Raw genomic sequence first — 15133 nt, forward strand, 5'->3', positions numbered from 1 at the left:
ACATCGCGAATGGAAAAGTCACTCGGCTCGGTTAACATGCGCGCCAACAATCACTGACAGGGATGTGTTGTGTCTCCGGGTGCTCCTTCACCGCGTTCGCCTCTGGTCCTGGCGCTGGTTTTCAGCTCGCCATTGCTGGCCGACGACCTGTTCCTGGACAGCGAACCGCTGCCGCAAGTGCTCACGGCCACGCGCCTGAAGCAGTCGCCGGCGGCCGTTCCGGGAAGCATGACGGTGGTCGACAGCGCCTTGATCCACGCCAGTGGTGCCCGCGACATCAGCGAGCTGCTACGTCTGGTGCCGGGAATGATGGTCGGCAACATCAGTGGCAATCAGGCGGCGGTGAACTACCACGGAACCAATGCAACTGCAGCGCGGCGCATGCAAGTGCTGATCGACGGGCGCTCGGTGTATCGCGCCGGCCTGGCCACCGTCGACTGGAGCGACATTCCGGTGGCCATGGAAGACATCGAACGCATCGAGGTTTTTCGTGGGCCGAATACCGTCAGCTATGGCGCCAATGCCTTGATGGCCGTGGTCAACATCATTACCCGGCGGCCTGCCGACAGTCACGGCACACGCATGAAGGTCACCCGGGGCCAACGCGGCATCAACGACTTTTACGCCAGCCAGGGAGTGGGCTGGGCGGATGGCGATATGCGCCTGTCCCTGTCCGGCCAGCAAGACGATGGCTTCGACACCGACCGCACCGGCGCTGATTACCATGACAGCCGTCGCCTCGATCGATTCAACCTCGCTGTCAGCCAGAGCCTCGACGAACGGCAAAGCCTGGATTGGCAATTGAATGCCAAGGACGGCACCAACCAGCGGCCCTATACCTACCGGCCGGTGTTCCCGGGGATTACTCGCGCGGGCGACGACTCCGACGTCACCGCCAAGGACTACGCCGGCTCGTTGCGCTGGAACCTGGACATCAATCCCGATCACAGCCTTTATATCCAGGGTTCGGCCCAACACTGGGATCGCCAGCAAACCTGGCGCGCCTGCGACGCCGAAGTATCGTTCAGCCCGCAACTGACCGAACTCTGGCAATTGAATCCGAACTACACCGAACGGCTGGCCCGCAACATCACGCGTTTCATCGGCACGGGCGCGCCTGCCGGCACACCCACCGAACAGGCACTGGCCAACCAGGTTCTCGATCAATGGCGTAACGGCGCGAGCCAGACCCTGTGCGGCGACATCGACCAGAGCACCCGGGAATCGCGCTACGACCTCGAACTGCAGGACACCCTGAGCCTTGCCGATAACCTGCGACTGGTCAGCGGGATAAACTATCGTTACGACCGGGCGGATTCCGAGACCTACTTCAATGGCACTCTCGATGACACGATCTGGCGCGTGTTCGGCCAGTTCGAGTGGCGTGCCAGCGAACACTGGTTGCTGCAAGGCGGCGCCATGTTCGAGGACACCCGGTTGATCGGCAGCTCGCTGACACCCCGCGTGGCGGTCAACTACCTGATCAACCCACGCCACGGCTTGCGTGCGGTGTACTCCGAAGCCATCCGTTCGCCGGACATGTTCGAGAACAACGTCAACTGGAGTTATCAGGTCACCAACCTCAGGCCCGGTGCCTTTGGCCAGTCCAGTGCCCGTTACTTCGTCAAGACCCGTGGCCCCGGCGATCTCGATCAAGAGCACATGCGCTCCCGGGAGCTGGGCTACAACGGCTATTTCCCCGAAACCGGCCTGGCACTCGACGTGAAGCTGTTCCACGACGAAATCACTGGGATGATCAGCGAACCGCTGCGCAACAATCAGTACATCGCCAGCAATGCGAATAAAGAGCGTTTTTCGGGAGCCGAAACCCAGCTGGACTGGCGTGTCGGCAGCCTCGATCGCCTGCGATTGACCTATGCCTACGTCGATGCCGACGCCAGCAACCCGCTGGATGCCAGGCAGACCGCACGCAACAGCGGTTCGGCCGGATGGCTGAGGGATTGGGGACAAGGATGGAACAGTGCGCTTTTCTACTATGGCGATGACGCGCTCAACGGCTACCGCTTCGAACGGGTCGACGCGCGCATCGCCAAACGCATCGCCTTGGGAAAGGCCAGCCTGGAACTGGCCGGGGTGCTCCAGCAACGGTTGGATAATCAGCCAACCACCTTCAACGACAACAATTATGACCAGCGCCACGTGATGTATTTGAGCGCGGAGCTGGAGCTTTAGGATGCGGTATCGCCCGGCCTGGAAAATGCCGTCCTTGGGTCGGTTGCTGGCCATGTTGTGCCTATTGTCCAGCAGCCTGGCGGGTAACGCCGCCGATATTTTGCTCACGGGGGCCGAAGACAGCCCCGGTGTGCGGGCGTTTACCCAGGCCTTGAGCGAGTTGCGACCAAACGATAACGTGCGATTCCAGGCACTGGCCAGTTTGCCGATTCCCGACAGGTTGCCGGAAAACATCCGCTTGATACTGCTCGACCTGCCCAGCCTCGACTGGCGCCTGCAAGACGCCGAGGGCCCGGCGACACTGGTGTTGCGCATCAGCCGCCTGCAAGCCCGGCAACGCTTGAACAACACGCTGCCTGCGCGCCTTTGCCTGCTATGGAGCGATCCACCCGTGGACCGCCAGTTGCGCTTGACCCACACCCTATTGCCCCAGGCCAAACGCATCGGCGTGCTCTACGACAACCACAGTGAGTTCCTGTTGGCTGAGCTGCGTGAGGCCGCCCTTCCCCTGGGTCTCGAGGTGGTCACCCAGCGCTGGGACAACATTCATGACAGTCGTCCGTTGCAGGCCTTGCTGAAAAACAGCGACGTGTTGCTGGGCCTGGACGACGCCGACCTATACAACCCGCAAACCGCAAAAAACCTGCTGCTGAGCAGCTACTCGCGACAAGTGGCGCTGATCGGACCCAACGCCGGATTCGTCAAGGCCGGGAGCCTGGCCAGCACCTATAGCGATCAGAGCGATTGGCTGGCGGTACTCAACGAATTGCTCGACCGCCCCCCCGCTACCTGGCCGCGCACCCATTATCCCCAGCGATTCAAAGTCTCGAGCAACCCGCAAGTAGCGCGCTCCTTGGGTATCGAGCAGATAAACGAAGCGTCTGTCGCCACATTGCTGGCTGAAGGAGAACGCCGCCCATGAACTTGCGCCGTCGCTGGGACATCAACACCCGCACCCAACTCATCAGCCTCGGCCCTGCCCTGCTGCTGACCTTGTTGCTGATCAGCTTCTTCACGTTCGTGCGCATCCAGGATCTGCGTCAGGAAATCACTCACACCGGCCAGTTGATCGCCAACCAACTGGCCCCCGCCACCGAGTACGGGGTGATATCGGGCAACAACGAAGTGCTCGAAACCTTGCTCAAGGCGACGCTGGCCACGCCCAACGTGAGCTTTCTGGAAATTCAGGACAGCGCCAACCGGGTTCTGGTGTACGTCGAACAACCGAACGAACACCACAACCGCGCGCAACAGCTCGAAGTGTTCCAGGCACCGATCCGGCTCCAGCGAATCGCATTGCACAATGACTTTTTCCAGAGCAGCAAAACCACTATCGCGGCCCCCACCGAGGACTATCTGGGTCGGGTGATCGTCGGCCTGTCCAACGATGCCTTCAGCCGTCGCCAGCAGGAAATCGTCCTCAAGGCTGCGATTCTGGCGCTGTTCGCCCTGCTGTTTACCTTCCTCGTGGCCCGGCGTCTGGCGGGCAGCCTGTCGCAACCGATCCGTGATATCGGCAATGCGGTCAAGGCGATTCAGGACGGCGACTACAAAACACCGCTGCCCATTGTCGATGACGCCGAACTGGGGGCGCTGTCGCAACACATCAACAACCTCGCCAGCGGTCTCGAGCAGGCCAGCCGCGAACAGCATCAGGCCATGGCGCAGTTGATCCAGACCCGCGAAGAAGCGGAAAAGGCCAACAACGCCAAATCCGACTTCCTCGCCATGATGAGCCATGAACTGCGCACGCCCATGAATGGCGTACTGGGCATGCTGCAGTTGCTGGAAACCACCGACATGACCGAGGAGCAGGTGGAGTACGCGGCGCTGGCCTCCGAATCCACCGAGCACTTGCTCAAGGTCATCAACGATATTCTCGACTTCTCGCGTATCGAACGCTCAGAACTGGAACTGGAACACATTCCGTTCAATCTCACCGACCTGATCGGCAGTTGCGCCCAGTCGTTCCAGCACAGCGCCGCACAACGCGGCCTCGACCTGCAACTGATGATCCCCGACGACATGCGAGGCTTGCAGGTCAAGGGCGACCCGACGCGTATCCGGCAGATACTGGTCAACCTGGTCGGCAATGCGCTGAAGTTCACCGAGCGGGGCCGCGTCACCATCGAGGCGCAATGGCAGTCGCTGGACCACGAGTTGCTGTGGTTCACCTGCACCGTGCGCGACAGCGGCATCGGCATCCCGGCGCAAAGCCTGGAATTGATGTTCGACGCGTTCCAGCAGGCCGACAGCTCCATTTCCAGGCGCTACGGCGGCACCGGGCTGGGCCTGCCGATTGCCCGCACCCTCGCCGAACGCATGGGCGGCACCCTGCGCGCGCAGAGTGAAGAAGGCCGCGGCTCGGTGTTCACCCTGGAAATCCCCCTGGCGCTGCACCAACAGACACAGCCGCAGTTACCTCCCCGCACGCAAACCGGCAACAGCGACGGCGAAGGACGCAATGTGCTGTTGGTCGAAGACAACCCGGTCAACCAGACGGTCATCGAAGCCATGTTGCGCAGCCTGGGCTTCAAGGTCAGTGTCGTCGCCGACGGAGCCCAGGCGGTACGCAGCGCCGAGAGTCTGATTTTCGAGGCGATCCTGATGGATTGCCGCTTGCCGATCATCGATGGCTATGAAGCCACCCGACTGATCCGCAAGCTGCCCGGTTGCAGCGACCTGCCGATCATCGCCCTGACTGCCAACGCCTTGCAGGGCGACCGCGAAGCCTGTCTGTCGGCGGGGATGAACGATTACCTGGCCAAGCCCTTCAAACGCACTGATCTGCAGCAAATTCTGCAACGATGGGTGCAGTAGAACAGGCCTTTCGACCATCTGTGACTGGCGTGAAAGGCGAAAGTGCGGCAGTCTTAGGCACCCGTACAGGCCCGAAAAGGGGCTTGAATAATAATTTCAGTGCACAAGTGTACATTCATGTCCTTGGTGCTGTGACTTTCACCACAACGCAATAGTCTATGAGTAGGCTGCCGGTTCGAGGCATGAACGCTTCGATCGGCCGGGAAGATTTGCCCCACCTGCCGCATGGGACTATTGAGGAGCTCGCATGACCAAACAAAACGCCTTTACCCGGGAAGACCTGCTGCGCTGCAGTCGCGGTGAGCTGTTCGGCCCAGGTAACGCGCAACTGCCCGCCCCGAACATGCTGATGGTTGATCGCATCACCCTGATCAGCGAAGAAGGTGGCAAGTACGGCAAAGGTGAATTGGTCGCCGAGCTGGATATCAATCCGGACCTGTGGTTCTTCGCCTGCCACTTCGAAGGCGATCCGGTGATGCCAGGCTGCCTGGGCCTCGACGCCATGTGGCAACTGGTCGGTTTCTTCCTGGGCTGGCAAGGTTTGCCGGGCCGTGGCCGTGCGCTGGGTTCGGGCGAAGTGAAATTCTTCGGCCAGGTCCTGCCGACCGCCAAGAAAGTCACCTATAACATTCATATCAAGCGCGTCCTCAAGGGCAAGCTGAACCTGGCCATCGCCGACGGTTCGGTGACTGTCGACGGTCGCGAAATCTACACCGCCGAAGGCCTCCGGGTCGGCGTGTTCACCTCCACTGACAACTTCTAAGGGTTATCCGCATGCGCCGCGTCGTTATCACTGGTCTGGGCATCGTTTCTTGCCTGGGCAATGACAAAGAGACCGTCTCCGCTAACCTGCGTGCAAGCCGCCCTGGCATCCGGTTCAACCCGGAATATGCCGAAATGGGTCTGCGTAGCCAGGTTTCCGGCTCCATTGACCTCAACCTTGAAGAACTGATCGATCGCAAGATCTATCGCTTCGTCGGCCACGCGGCAGCTTATGCCTACCTGGCCATGAAAGACGCCATCACCGACTCCGGCCTGACCGAAGAGCAGGTGTCCAACCCGCGTACCGGCCTGATCGCCGGTTCCGGTGGCGCATCGACACTGAACCAGATGGAAGCGCTGGACATCCTGCGCGAGAAAGGCGTCAAGCGCGTCGGCCCATACCGCGTAACGCGGACCATGAGCAGCACCGTTTCGGCGTGCCTGGCCACTCCGTTCAAGATCAAGGGCCTGAACTACTCCATCGCTTCTGCCTGCGCCACCAGTGCTCACTGCATCGGTACCGCCATGGAACAGATCCAGATGGGCAAGCAGGACATCGTCTTCGCCGGCGGCGGTGAAGAAGAGCACTGGAGCCAGTCGTTCCTGTTCGACGCCATGGGCGCCCTGTCCAGCAAGCGCAACGACACCCCGGAAAAAGCCTCCCGTGCCTACGACGCTGACCGTGACGGTTTCGTCATCGCCGGCGGTGGCGGCATGGTCGTGGTTGAAGAGCTGGAACACGCTCTGGCCCGTGGTGCGAAGATCTACGCGGAAATCGTTGGCTACGGCGCGACTTCCGACGGCTACGACATGGTTGCCCCGAGCGGCGAAGGCGCGATCCGCTGCATGCAGCAGGCGCTCTCCACCGTCGACACCCCGATCGACTACCTGAACACCCACGGCACTTCGACTCCGGTCGGCGACGTCGCGGAAATGAAAGGTGTGCGTGAAGTGTTCGGCGACAAGGCTCCGGCCATCAGCTCCACCAAGAGCCTGTCGGGTCACTCCCTGGGCGCCGCCGGCGTTCACGAAGCGATCTACTGCATGCTGATGATGGAAGGCAACTTCATCGCCGGTTCCGCCAACATCGACGAGCTGGACCCTGAAGTGGCCGATCTGCCGGTGCTGACCAAGACCCGCGAGAACGCCACCATCAACACCGTGATGAGCAACAGCTTCGGTTTCGGTGGCACCAACGCCACGCTGGTACTGAAGCGCTGGGAAGGCAAGTAATTTCCCGCTGCTGAGCCACACATGAAAACGCCCCGACTGGTTCGGGGCGTTTTTTTTATGCCTCAAAAACATGGCGCCAGTGTCGCTTTTCGTAGGAGCCGGCTTGCTGGCGATGGCATTTTCAAGGACGCCATCTCCAGCAAGCCGGCTCCTACAGGTGGTGTCTGAACATGAAACGTTTGTCATGAAACCCAGGAGCCTGCGACCGAATGTCACGTGTTTAGCGGGCTGCGGGATTTTCTCCAATTTTGCAAAAGTCTGTTTCCAAATCGAAGCGTTTACTTAGCAAGCTACCAAACTCTATAACAGAGGCCTGCACACGCCTTGCTGCAGATAACAGAGATTGGAGCTAGCAGATGACTGTAAAAGTAACTGAACGCGACGATTCACATAAATCCCACGAGGGTGTAGCCGCCGGCATCCGGATCTGGGACGTGCATCAACAAGACCTGCTGGTCGGGATGTTCCATTCCGAGACCGATGCGCAAGACTACAAGGCCGAACTGGAAACGCTCGAGCGCAAACGCGAACTTGCAACCGGTTGAACACAGACTTCCAGCACCGCGCAGCCTGCCCTCTTCTTGGCGGGCAGGCTGCAAGCCGAATCAGTCAACCTCGATCAACGTCAAATGAAGGTTGTCATCGATCAGCACCGAAGGGACACTTTCAACAATCCAGCCCGCTTGAAGCCTGACCACCTCGACCTCCCCATCGCCCATTCCGTCATTGCGGATCGAAAACTGCAGCGATGACGGGTGACGCTTGGCGTAATCGAAATCCATGCCGCACGCGATCAGGAAATCGATTTTTGCCTCGCTCAGTTCAACTTGAGTATCGCGCTCGCCTTCTTTCAGACTGTAGTAATCCAAGCACAAGTTGATTGCAAAAGGGCAGCCATTGACGAGACTGTTGATAAACCTCCCTTCATAACCACCAAAGTAACTGTGTTCTGCCCGCACACTGCTGAGCTTCTTCACCTTCACTTCGACCCCTTCGGAAAGTTTAAACAGCCAATACTCCCTATCCGAAGCCTGGTGGCTGCCGAAGTCGATACCGGATACATGGCGCTTTGGCCACATCGACATCAACGGCCTATCGGCTTCATATTCTTTATTGGTGATCGCCAGCAAGTAATTAATAACGTCATAATAACTCGACTCACCCTCTCCAACCTTGATGAGTGTCGCGCAACTTCCCGCGAGCAATACGATCTTGCCATAGCGCTCCACTGGCAGTTCAGTCATCAATAAAGCTATACACCCAGGCACCTTCTCCAGATAGGCAGAGTTCAGCTCATGGAGTTCCTCTTCGCTGCGGACCTCGCGCCAGGGAATGTTCCAGAAGAACTCCGGCAGGGTAAAAAAAACACAAGCAGTTGCGCCATGATCCTCGCGAGCGGCTTTTGCGGCGATCTTGATTTTTCGGCGCACAAGCTCGGCACGAGCGACCAGCTCATCGTCCAGATAATCGCCAATGGATTGATCGTGCGGTCGTGACTGTGAAAGCTGCGACTTGAAAGTTGGCTGGCGTAACGAAGCGATACTTACAAACATTTATCCCATCCTTGGAGACTAAAGTTTATTCGATTTGTTTTCTCCGAGCACAAACATCTTTATAAAGAAAGATTATTTTTGGAAAAAGAAAACCCGAAAGATCGTATCGACACGATCATTCGGGCTCAATGTATAAATCATGAAAAGTACTAGCAAACATGTAAGCCTGCTAGGACATCAAATCGATTACCACATCAGGTCATCAGGAATCTGGTACGCCGCGTACGGATCGTCTTCGACGCTGACCTCTTCGGTCTTCACGTTCATCTGCACGATGCGCTGCGGGTCGCGCTCCTGGATCTTCAGCGCGGCTTCACGGGGGATGACTTCATAGCCGCCGGCATGATGGACGATCGCCAGCGAACCGTTGCTGAGCTTGTTGCGCATCAGGGGGTTGACCGAAAGGCGCTTGACCTTCTTGTCGTCGACAAAGTTGTAGTAATCCTCGGTCGTCAGCTTGGGCAGGCGCGTCGCTTCGATCAATTGCTTGACCTGGGCGGCACGGGCCTTGGCTTCAGCCTTTTCCTGCTGCTGGCGGTTGAGCTCCTGGTCGCGCTTGACCTTCTCGGCCATGGCTTCCTGAGCCGCGCGCTGCTGGGAATCATCCAGCTCGATCTGGCCTTTGTGGGCCAGGCGTTGTTGTTTCTGCTTGTCTTTGCTGACCTGCTTGGCCTGCTTCTGGTTGACCAGCCCTGCTTTGAGCAACTGGTCGCGAAGGGAAATGCTCATGGTGCTTATTACTCACTTAGGCTACTGCTCAACCGCAGCTGGGCAAATTCTTTTCCTGACGTTTGGCTTCGCCCCACAAGGCGTCCAACTCTTCGAGGGTGCAATCTTCCATGGGACGGCGGGTGTCGCGCAATGCCTGTTCGATAAAACGAAAGCGTCGTTCAAACTTGCCGTTGGCGCCACGCAGTGCGGTTTCCGGATCAACCTTGAGATGCCGCGCCAGATTGACCACGGAAAACAGCAGGTCGCCGATCTCGTCGGCCACGGCCTCGGGATCGTTTTCCGACATGGCCTCAAGGACTTCATCGAGCTCTTCACGCACTTTATCAAGTACCGGCAAGGCGTCCGGCCAGTCGAAGCCAACCTGCGCTGCGCGCTTCTGCAATTTTGCCGAGCGCGACAGTGCAGGTAGTGCAGCGGGGACGTCATCGAGCAACGACAACTGCTCGGGTGCCGACGACTTCTGCGCACGCTCCTCGGCCTTGATCTCTTCCCAACGCTGCTTGACCTGCTCTTCACTCAGGCGGGGGACATCCAGCGGTGCGTACAGGTCACCGGTGGGAAACACGTGGGGATGACGGCGGATGAGCTTGCGGGTGATGCTGTCGACCACACCGGCGAACTCGAAGCGACCCTCTTCGCGGGCCAACTGGCTGTAATAAACCACCTGGAACAGCAGGTCGCCCAACTCACCCTGCAAGTGATCGAAGTCACCGCGCTCAATGGCGTCGGCGACTTCGTAGGCCTCTTCCAGAGTGTGGGGGACGATGGTGGCGTAAGTTTGCTTGATGTCCCACGGGCAACCGTACTGCGGGTCGCGCAGGCGGTTCATGAGGTGCAACAGGTCTTCAAGGCTGTACATCATTTTTTCTGTCTCACCACAAAACCCTGTGGGAGCGGGCTTGCTCGCGAAAGCGGTAGGCCAGGCAACATTGACGTCGACTGACACTCCCTCTTCGCGAGCAAGCCCGCTCCCACATTGGATCGGCGCTGGTCTTCACGGCGTACGGTTACGCCGGGTTTCGATGATGTTCGGCAACTGGGAAATCCGCCCCAGCAACCGCCCCAATGCATCCAGCCCCGGAATCTCGATGGTCAGGGACATCAGCGCGGTGTTGTCCTCCTTGTTCGAGCGGGTGTTGACCGCCAGCACATTGATCCGTTCGTTGAGCAGCACTTGCGAGACGTCACGCAGCAGACCGGAACGGTCGTAGGCGCGGATGACGATGTCCACCGGATAGGTGAGCACCGGCACCGGCCCCCAGCTGACCTGGATGATTCGCTCCGGCTCGCGCCCGCCCAGTTGCAGCACCGAGGCGCAGTCCTGGCGGTGAATGCTCACGCCGCGGCCCTGGGTGATGTAACCGACGATGGCATCGCCCGGCAATGGCTGACAGCAGCCGGCCATCTGGGTCATCAGGTTGCCAACGCCCTGGATCTGGATATCGCCGCGCTTGCCCGGCTTGTAGCCGGTGGCCTTGCGTGGAATCAATTCCAGCTGTTCGTTGCCGCGTTCCGGCTCGACCAGTTGCTGCGCCAGGTTGACCAGTTGCGCCAGGCGCAAATCCCCGGCGCCGAGGGCGGCGAACAGGTCTTCGGCGGTTTTCATGTTGGCCTTGTCGGCCAGCTTGTCGAAATCCACCGCTGGCAGGCCGAGGCGATTGAGTTCGCGCTCCAGCAGGGTTTTACCGGCCGCGACGTTCTGGTCACGAGCCTGCAACTTGAACCAGTGAACGATCTTCGCCCGTGCCCGCGAGGTGGTGACGTAACCCAGGTTCGGGTTCAGCCAGTCGCGGCTCGGAGTGCCGTGCTTGCTGGTGATAATCTCGACCTGTTCACCAGTTTGCAGGCTGTAGTTGAGCGGTACGATGCGCCCGTTGATCTTGGCGCCACGGCAGTTGTGACCGATTTCGGTGTGTACGCGGTAGGCGAAGTCCAGCGGCGTCGCGCCTTTCGGCAAGTCGATGGCGTGACCGTCCGGGGTGAAGATGTAGACGCGATCGGGCTCGATATCGACCCGCAGCTGTTCCGCCAGACCACCGATGTCACCCAACTCTTCATGCCACTCGAGCACCTGGCGCAGCCAGGAGATTTTCTCTTCGTAGTGATTGGAGCCGGATTTGACGTCGGTGCCTTTGTACTTCCAGTGCGCGCAAACCCCAAGCTCTGCCTCTTCGTGCATGGCGTGGGTGCGGATCTGCACTTCCAGCACCTTGCCCTCGGGACCGATCACCGCCGTGTGCAGCGAGCGGTAGCCGTTTTCCTTGGGGTTGGCGATGTAGTCGTCGAACTCTTTCGGGATGTGTCGCCACAGGGTGTGGACGATACCGAGCGCGGTGTAGCAATCGCGCATTTCCGGCACCAGCACGCGCACGGCACGCACATCGTAGATCTGGCTGAACTCCAGACCCTTGCGCTGCATTTTGCGCCAGATCGAATAGATGTGCTTGGCCCGGCCGCTGATGTCGGCATCGACGCCGGTGGCCTGCAATTCGTTTTTCAGCTGGCTCATCACCTCGCTGATGAAGCGCTCGCGATCAAGTCGCCGCTCATGGAGCAACTTGGCGATCTGCTTGTATTGGTCCGGCTCCAGGTAACGGAAGGACAAGTCCTCCAGCTCCCACTTGATGTGACCGATACCCAGGCGATGGGCCAGTGGCGCGTAGATGTCGAAGACTTCACGGGCGACGCGGTTGCGCTTTTCGTCGTCGGCGGTTTTCACCGCACGGATGGCGCAAGTCCGCTCGGCCAGCTTGATCAGGGCGACGCGAACATCGTCGACCATGGCCACCAGCATCTTGCGCAGGTTTTCCACCTGGCCCTGGGTGCCCAGCACCAGGGATTTGCGCGGGCTCAGGCTGTCGCTGATCGCGGCCATGCGTAGCACGCCATCGATGAGCTTGGACACCACCGGACCGAAGCGCTGGCTGACGGCCGGCAGCTTGATCTGACCTTCGCGCACGCCTCGATACAGGATCGCGGCGACCAGTGAATCCTGATCGAGTTTGAGATCGGCGAGAATCTCGGCGATCTCAAGGCCGGTACGGAACGTGGAGTTCCCTTCCGACCACAGATTCTGTGCAGCATTGGCTTGCTGCTCAGCCTCGCGAGCGTACTCGCAGGCTTCTTTCAAGGCTTCGCGATCCAGTGCCAAATCGACACTCACCGCGTGATCGAGCCAAGCCTCGAGATTGATACTGCCGTCGGTGTTGATCGGCTGGTGTGCTCTCACCTGTACCATCTTGCTTACCTTCCCTACGACGCAGATTCAATGCGTCAAATCGCTGACCTTCGTTGCCCGTGCGCCCACGTCGGGCTGGTTGCGTGGCTGCACGGGCGGGCCAGTCGGACCAGACGAGCATCCTAGCTCGCTTCAAATAACGCCATGGCCTCGACATGTGCCGTTTGAGGAAACATATCGAGAATCCCGGCACGTTTTAACCGGTAGCCCTGCTTGATCAATTCGACCGTGTCGCGCGCCAGAGTTGCCGGGTTGCATGACACATACACCAACCGTTCGGCGCCCAGGGTCTTGAGCTTGCGCACAACCTCGAAAGCACCGTCACGCGGTGGGTCCAAGAGTACCGCACAAAAGCCCTCGGCGGCCCATTCGGCGTCCGTCAAAGGCTGGGATAAATCGGCCTGAAAAAACTTCGCGTTATGCAGATTGTTGCTAGCCGCATTCGCCGCTGCTCGATCGACCATCACCTGCACGCCTTCGACCGCCACCACTTCGCGAGCGGCCTTGGCCAATGGCAAGGCAAAGTTGCCCAGGCCACAGAATAGATCGAGTACACGCTCATCCGCCGTCGGCCTCAACCAATCCAGCGCCTGGGCGACCATTGCTTCGTTGACGCCAGCGTTGACCTGGATGAAATCCCCAGGTCGGTAAGCCAGTTCCAGGTCCCACTGTTCAAGACGATAGCCCAGCGACTGTTCAGCCTCGACCGGTTGCGGTTCGCCCTCGCCATGCAGCCACAATTGGGCTTCGTGGAACGCGCAGAATTCCTTGAGGATGGTCATGTCACTTTCAGACAACGGCGCCATGTGTCGCAGCAAAACTGCCAGCGATGAACCACTGAACAATTCCACATGCCCGAGCGCCTGGGGTTTGCTCAAGCGACGGAGCATCTCCGGCAAACGGGTCATGATCGGTTGCAAAGGCTGTACCAGCACCGGACATTCATTGATACCAACGATGTCCTGGCTGCCGGCTGCGCGGAAACCGACTTCGAGTTTTTTCGCCTTCATGTCCCAGCGCACCGCCACGCGGGCGCGGCGACGGTAAGCGAACTCGGGACCACTCAAAGGCGCCGCCCACTCTTCGGGTTCGACGCCCGCAACCTTCGACAACTGCTCGGCGAGCATGCGCTGTTTCAGGGCGAGTTGTTCGATATGAGGCAGATGCTGCACGCTGCAACCGCCGCAACGGCCAGCATGGGCACAGGGTGCGGGGCGGCGCAATTCGCTGGCCTTGAATACCCGTTCGGTGCGCGCCTCGACCACTTTGCCGTGGGCGCCGAGCACACGCGCTTCAATCTCTTCACCGGCCAATGCGCCGATGACGAACCAGGTGCGGCCTTCGAAAAACGCGATGCCGCGACCGTCATTGGCCAGGCGCTCGATAGTCAGGCGCTGCTTTTTGCCGGTCGGGATTTGCGGGGCCTTGCTGCCGCCGGTGGGCTGGAAGCGCAGGCCTCTTTCATGCTTGGCCATCAGTTGGGCGCGTCGAAAATGCCGGTCGACAAGTAACGGTCGCCACGGTCGCAGATGATCGCGACGATCACCGCGTTTTCAACTTCTTTGGACAGGCGCAGCATTGCCGCCACGGCACCGCCGGAGGACACGCCACAGAAAATGCCTTCTTCGCGGGCCAGGCGACGGGTCACGTCCTCGGCTTCGCTTTGGGCCATGTCGACGATCCGGTCCACGCGATCAGCCTGGTAGATCTTCGGCAGGTATTCCTGAGGCCAGCGACGGATACCCGGGATCGCCGAACCTTCCATCGGTTGCAGGCCGATGATCTGCACGTTGTCGTTCTGCTCTTTCAAGTAGCGCGACACGCCCATGATGGTGCCCGTGGTGCCCATGGAGCTGACGAAATGGGTGATGGTGCCTTCGGTCTGGCGCCAGATTTCCGGGCCGGTAGTGGTGTAGTGAGCCTCGGGGTTATCACCGTTGGCGAACTGGTCCAGTACCTTGCCGCGACCTTCGGCTTCCATCTTCTGCGCGAGGTCACGGGCGCCTTCCATGCCTTGTTCCTGGCTGACCAGGATCAGCTCGGCGCCATAGGCGGTCATGGCCGCCTTGCGCTCGGCGCTGGAGTTGTCCGGCATGATCAGGATCATCTTGTAACCCTTGATCGCGGCGGCCATGGCCAGGGCGATCCCGGTGTTGCCCGAGGTCGCTTCGATCAACGTATCGCCGGCATGGATCTGCCCGCGCAGTTCGGCGCGGGTGATCATCGACAGCGCCGGACGGTCCTTGACCGAACCCGCCGGGTTGTTCCCTTCGAGCTTGAGCAAAAGGGTGTTGCTGGTGGCGCCGGGCAGGCGCTGCAAACGGACCAGCGGAGTGTTGCCGACGCAATCGGCGATGGTTGGGTACTGCAAGGTCATGGCGTATTCGCAATCCAGACTGCGGGGGCGCCTATCATACCGGCAAACGTTCCCAAGCCATATCACGCAAAGTGTGGAGCTTATGGCTTATGGGAATAAGAGCGGATTCGGCGATCCATGGGAGGGTCTGGTCGCAGTCTTCCGGCTCATCCTGAAAGCACAGGGTAAGAAATCGCTGTCAGGTTATGCTGCTTTCTGTAGGAAAAAAGAATGCACTCATCGGAA

12 protein-coding genes are annotated in these 15133 nt (G+C 59.7%); 6 read left to right on the forward strand and 6 right to left on the reverse strand.

Going from position 1 to position 15133, the window contains the following annotated elements; all coding sequences use genetic code 11:
* Positions 1–69 precede the first annotated feature (69 nt).
* From QMK54_RS23850 to QMK54_RS23875, 6 genes are all read left to right on the forward strand, one after another.
* Positions 70–2193 carry a TonB-dependent receptor plug domain-containing protein gene (locus QMK54_RS23850; RefSeq protein WP_320401457.1) on the forward strand — a complete coding sequence of 708 codons (2124 nt, stop codon included), beginning with the start codon at positions 70–72 and terminating at the stop codon, positions 2191–2193.
* A 1-nt stretch (position 2194) separates the two neighbouring features.
* Positions 2195–3115 carry an ABC transporter substrate-binding protein gene (locus tag QMK54_RS23855; protein WP_223593641.1) on the forward strand — a complete coding sequence of 307 codons (921 nt, stop codon included), beginning with the start codon at positions 2195–2197 and terminating at the stop codon, positions 3113–3115.
* On the forward strand, positions 3112–5013 hold the full coding sequence (locus QMK54_RS23860; RefSeq protein ID WP_110657526.1) for an ATP-binding protein: 1902 nt from the start codon (positions 3112–3114) through the stop codon (positions 5011–5013). The genes QMK54_RS23855 and QMK54_RS23860 overlap by 4 nt, the downstream gene beginning before the upstream one ends.
* 247 nt (positions 5014–5260) lie before the next feature.
* Positions 5261–5776 carry a 3-hydroxyacyl-[acyl-carrier-protein] dehydratase FabA gene (gene fabA / locus QMK54_RS23865; protein ID WP_003227150.1) on the forward strand — a complete coding sequence of 172 codons (516 nt, stop codon included), beginning with the start codon at positions 5261–5263 and terminating at the stop codon, positions 5774–5776.
* Between the two features lie 11 nt (positions 5777–5787).
* Entirely contained in the window at positions 5788–7008 is a 1221-nt protein-coding gene (fabB, locus tag QMK54_RS23870; RefSeq protein WP_007974551.1) for a beta-ketoacyl-ACP synthase I, read from the forward strand.
* A 356-nt stretch (positions 7009–7364) separates the two neighbouring features.
* Positions 7365–7553, forward strand: coding sequence for a hypothetical protein (locus QMK54_RS23875; RefSeq protein ID WP_110657524.1), 189 nt, complete (start codon positions 7365–7367; stop codon positions 7551–7553).
* Positions 7554–7613: 60 nt separating this feature from the next.
* On the opposite strand, the gene QMK54_RS23880 is transcribed toward QMK54_RS23875, so the two are convergent.
* From QMK54_RS23880 to cysM, 6 genes are all read right to left on the reverse strand, one after another.
* A complete protein-coding gene (locus QMK54_RS23880) occupies positions 7614–8561 on the reverse strand; it encodes a hypothetical protein (RefSeq protein ID WP_223594736.1) in 948 nt (315 codons plus the stop codon).
* Positions 8562–8747: 186 nt separating this feature from the next.
* Positions 8748–9290 (reverse strand): DUF2058 domain-containing protein, encoded by a 543-nt coding sequence (locus QMK54_RS23885; RefSeq protein WP_110657520.1) that lies wholly within the window; start codon positions 9288–9290, stop codon positions 8748–8750.
* A gap of 28 nt (positions 9291–9318) precedes the next feature.
* Positions 9319–10152, reverse strand: a complete 834-nt coding sequence (mazG, locus tag QMK54_RS23890) for a nucleoside triphosphate pyrophosphohydrolase (RefSeq protein ID WP_110657518.1) — start codon at positions 10150–10152, stop codon at positions 9319–9321.
* 135 nt (positions 10153–10287) lie between these two features.
* A complete protein-coding gene (gene relA / locus QMK54_RS23895) occupies positions 10288–12531 on the reverse strand; it encodes a GTP diphosphokinase (RefSeq protein WP_110657516.1) in 2244 nt (747 codons plus the stop codon).
* A 122-nt stretch (positions 12532–12653) separates the two neighbouring features.
* A complete protein-coding gene (gene rlmD / locus QMK54_RS23900; RefSeq protein WP_110657514.1) occupies positions 12654–14006 on the reverse strand; it encodes a 23S rRNA (uracil(1939)-C(5))-methyltransferase RlmD in 1353 nt (450 codons plus the stop codon).
* Positions 14006–14908: a cysteine synthase CysM gene (gene cysM / locus QMK54_RS23905; RefSeq protein WP_015096444.1), complete on the reverse strand. Its 903-nt coding sequence runs from the start codon at positions 14906–14908 to the stop codon at positions 14006–14008. Before cysM ends, rlmD begins: the two co-directional genes overlap by 1 nt.
* Positions 14909–15133 lie beyond the last annotated feature (225 nt).

Origin of the sequence: Pseudomonas sp. P5_109 (assembly GCF_034009455.1) — a bacterium.
Classification (GTDB): Bacteria; Pseudomonadota; Gammaproteobacteria; order Pseudomonadales; family Pseudomonadaceae; genus Aquipseudomonas.

Bases quoted from the DNA above. Each gene is read 5' to 3' on its own strand.
- relA (WP_110657516.1), bottom strand. From the start codon at position 12,531: ATGGTACAGGTGAGAGCACACCAGCCGATCAACACCGACGGCAGTATC.
- cysM (WP_015096444.1), bottom strand. From the start codon at position 14,908: ATGACCTTGCAGTACCCAACCATCGCCGATTGCGTCGGCAACACTCCG.
- QMK54_RS23880 (WP_223594736.1), bottom strand. From the start codon at position 8,561: ATGTTTGTAAGTATCGCTTCGTTACGCCAGCCAACTTTCAAGTCGCAG.
- QMK54_RS23875 (WP_110657524.1), top strand. From the start codon at position 7,365: ATGACTGTAAAAGTAACTGAACGCGACGATTCACATAAATCCCACGAG.
- QMK54_RS23885 (WP_110657520.1), bottom strand. From the start codon at position 9,290: ATGAGCATTTCCCTTCGCGACCAGTTGCTCAAAGCAGGGCTGGTCAAC.
- QMK54_RS23860 (WP_110657526.1), top strand. From the start codon at position 3,112: ATGAACTTGCGCCGTCGCTGGGACATCAACACCCGCACCCAACTCATC.
- rlmD (WP_110657514.1), bottom strand. From the start codon at position 14,006: ATGGCCAAGCATGAAAGAGGCCTGCGCTTCCAGCCCACCGGCGGCAGC.
- mazG (WP_110657518.1), bottom strand. From the start codon at position 10,152: ATGTACAGCCTTGAAGACCTGTTGCACCTCATGAACCGCCTGCGCGAC.
- QMK54_RS23855 (WP_223593641.1), top strand. From the start codon at position 2,195: ATGCGGTATCGCCCGGCCTGGAAAATGCCGTCCTTGGGTCGGTTGCTG.
- fabA (WP_003227150.1), top strand. From the start codon at position 5,261: ATGACCAAACAAAACGCCTTTACCCGGGAAGACCTGCTGCGCTGCAGT.
- fabB (WP_007974551.1), top strand. From the start codon at position 5,788: ATGCGCCGCGTCGTTATCACTGGTCTGGGCATCGTTTCTTGCCTGGGC.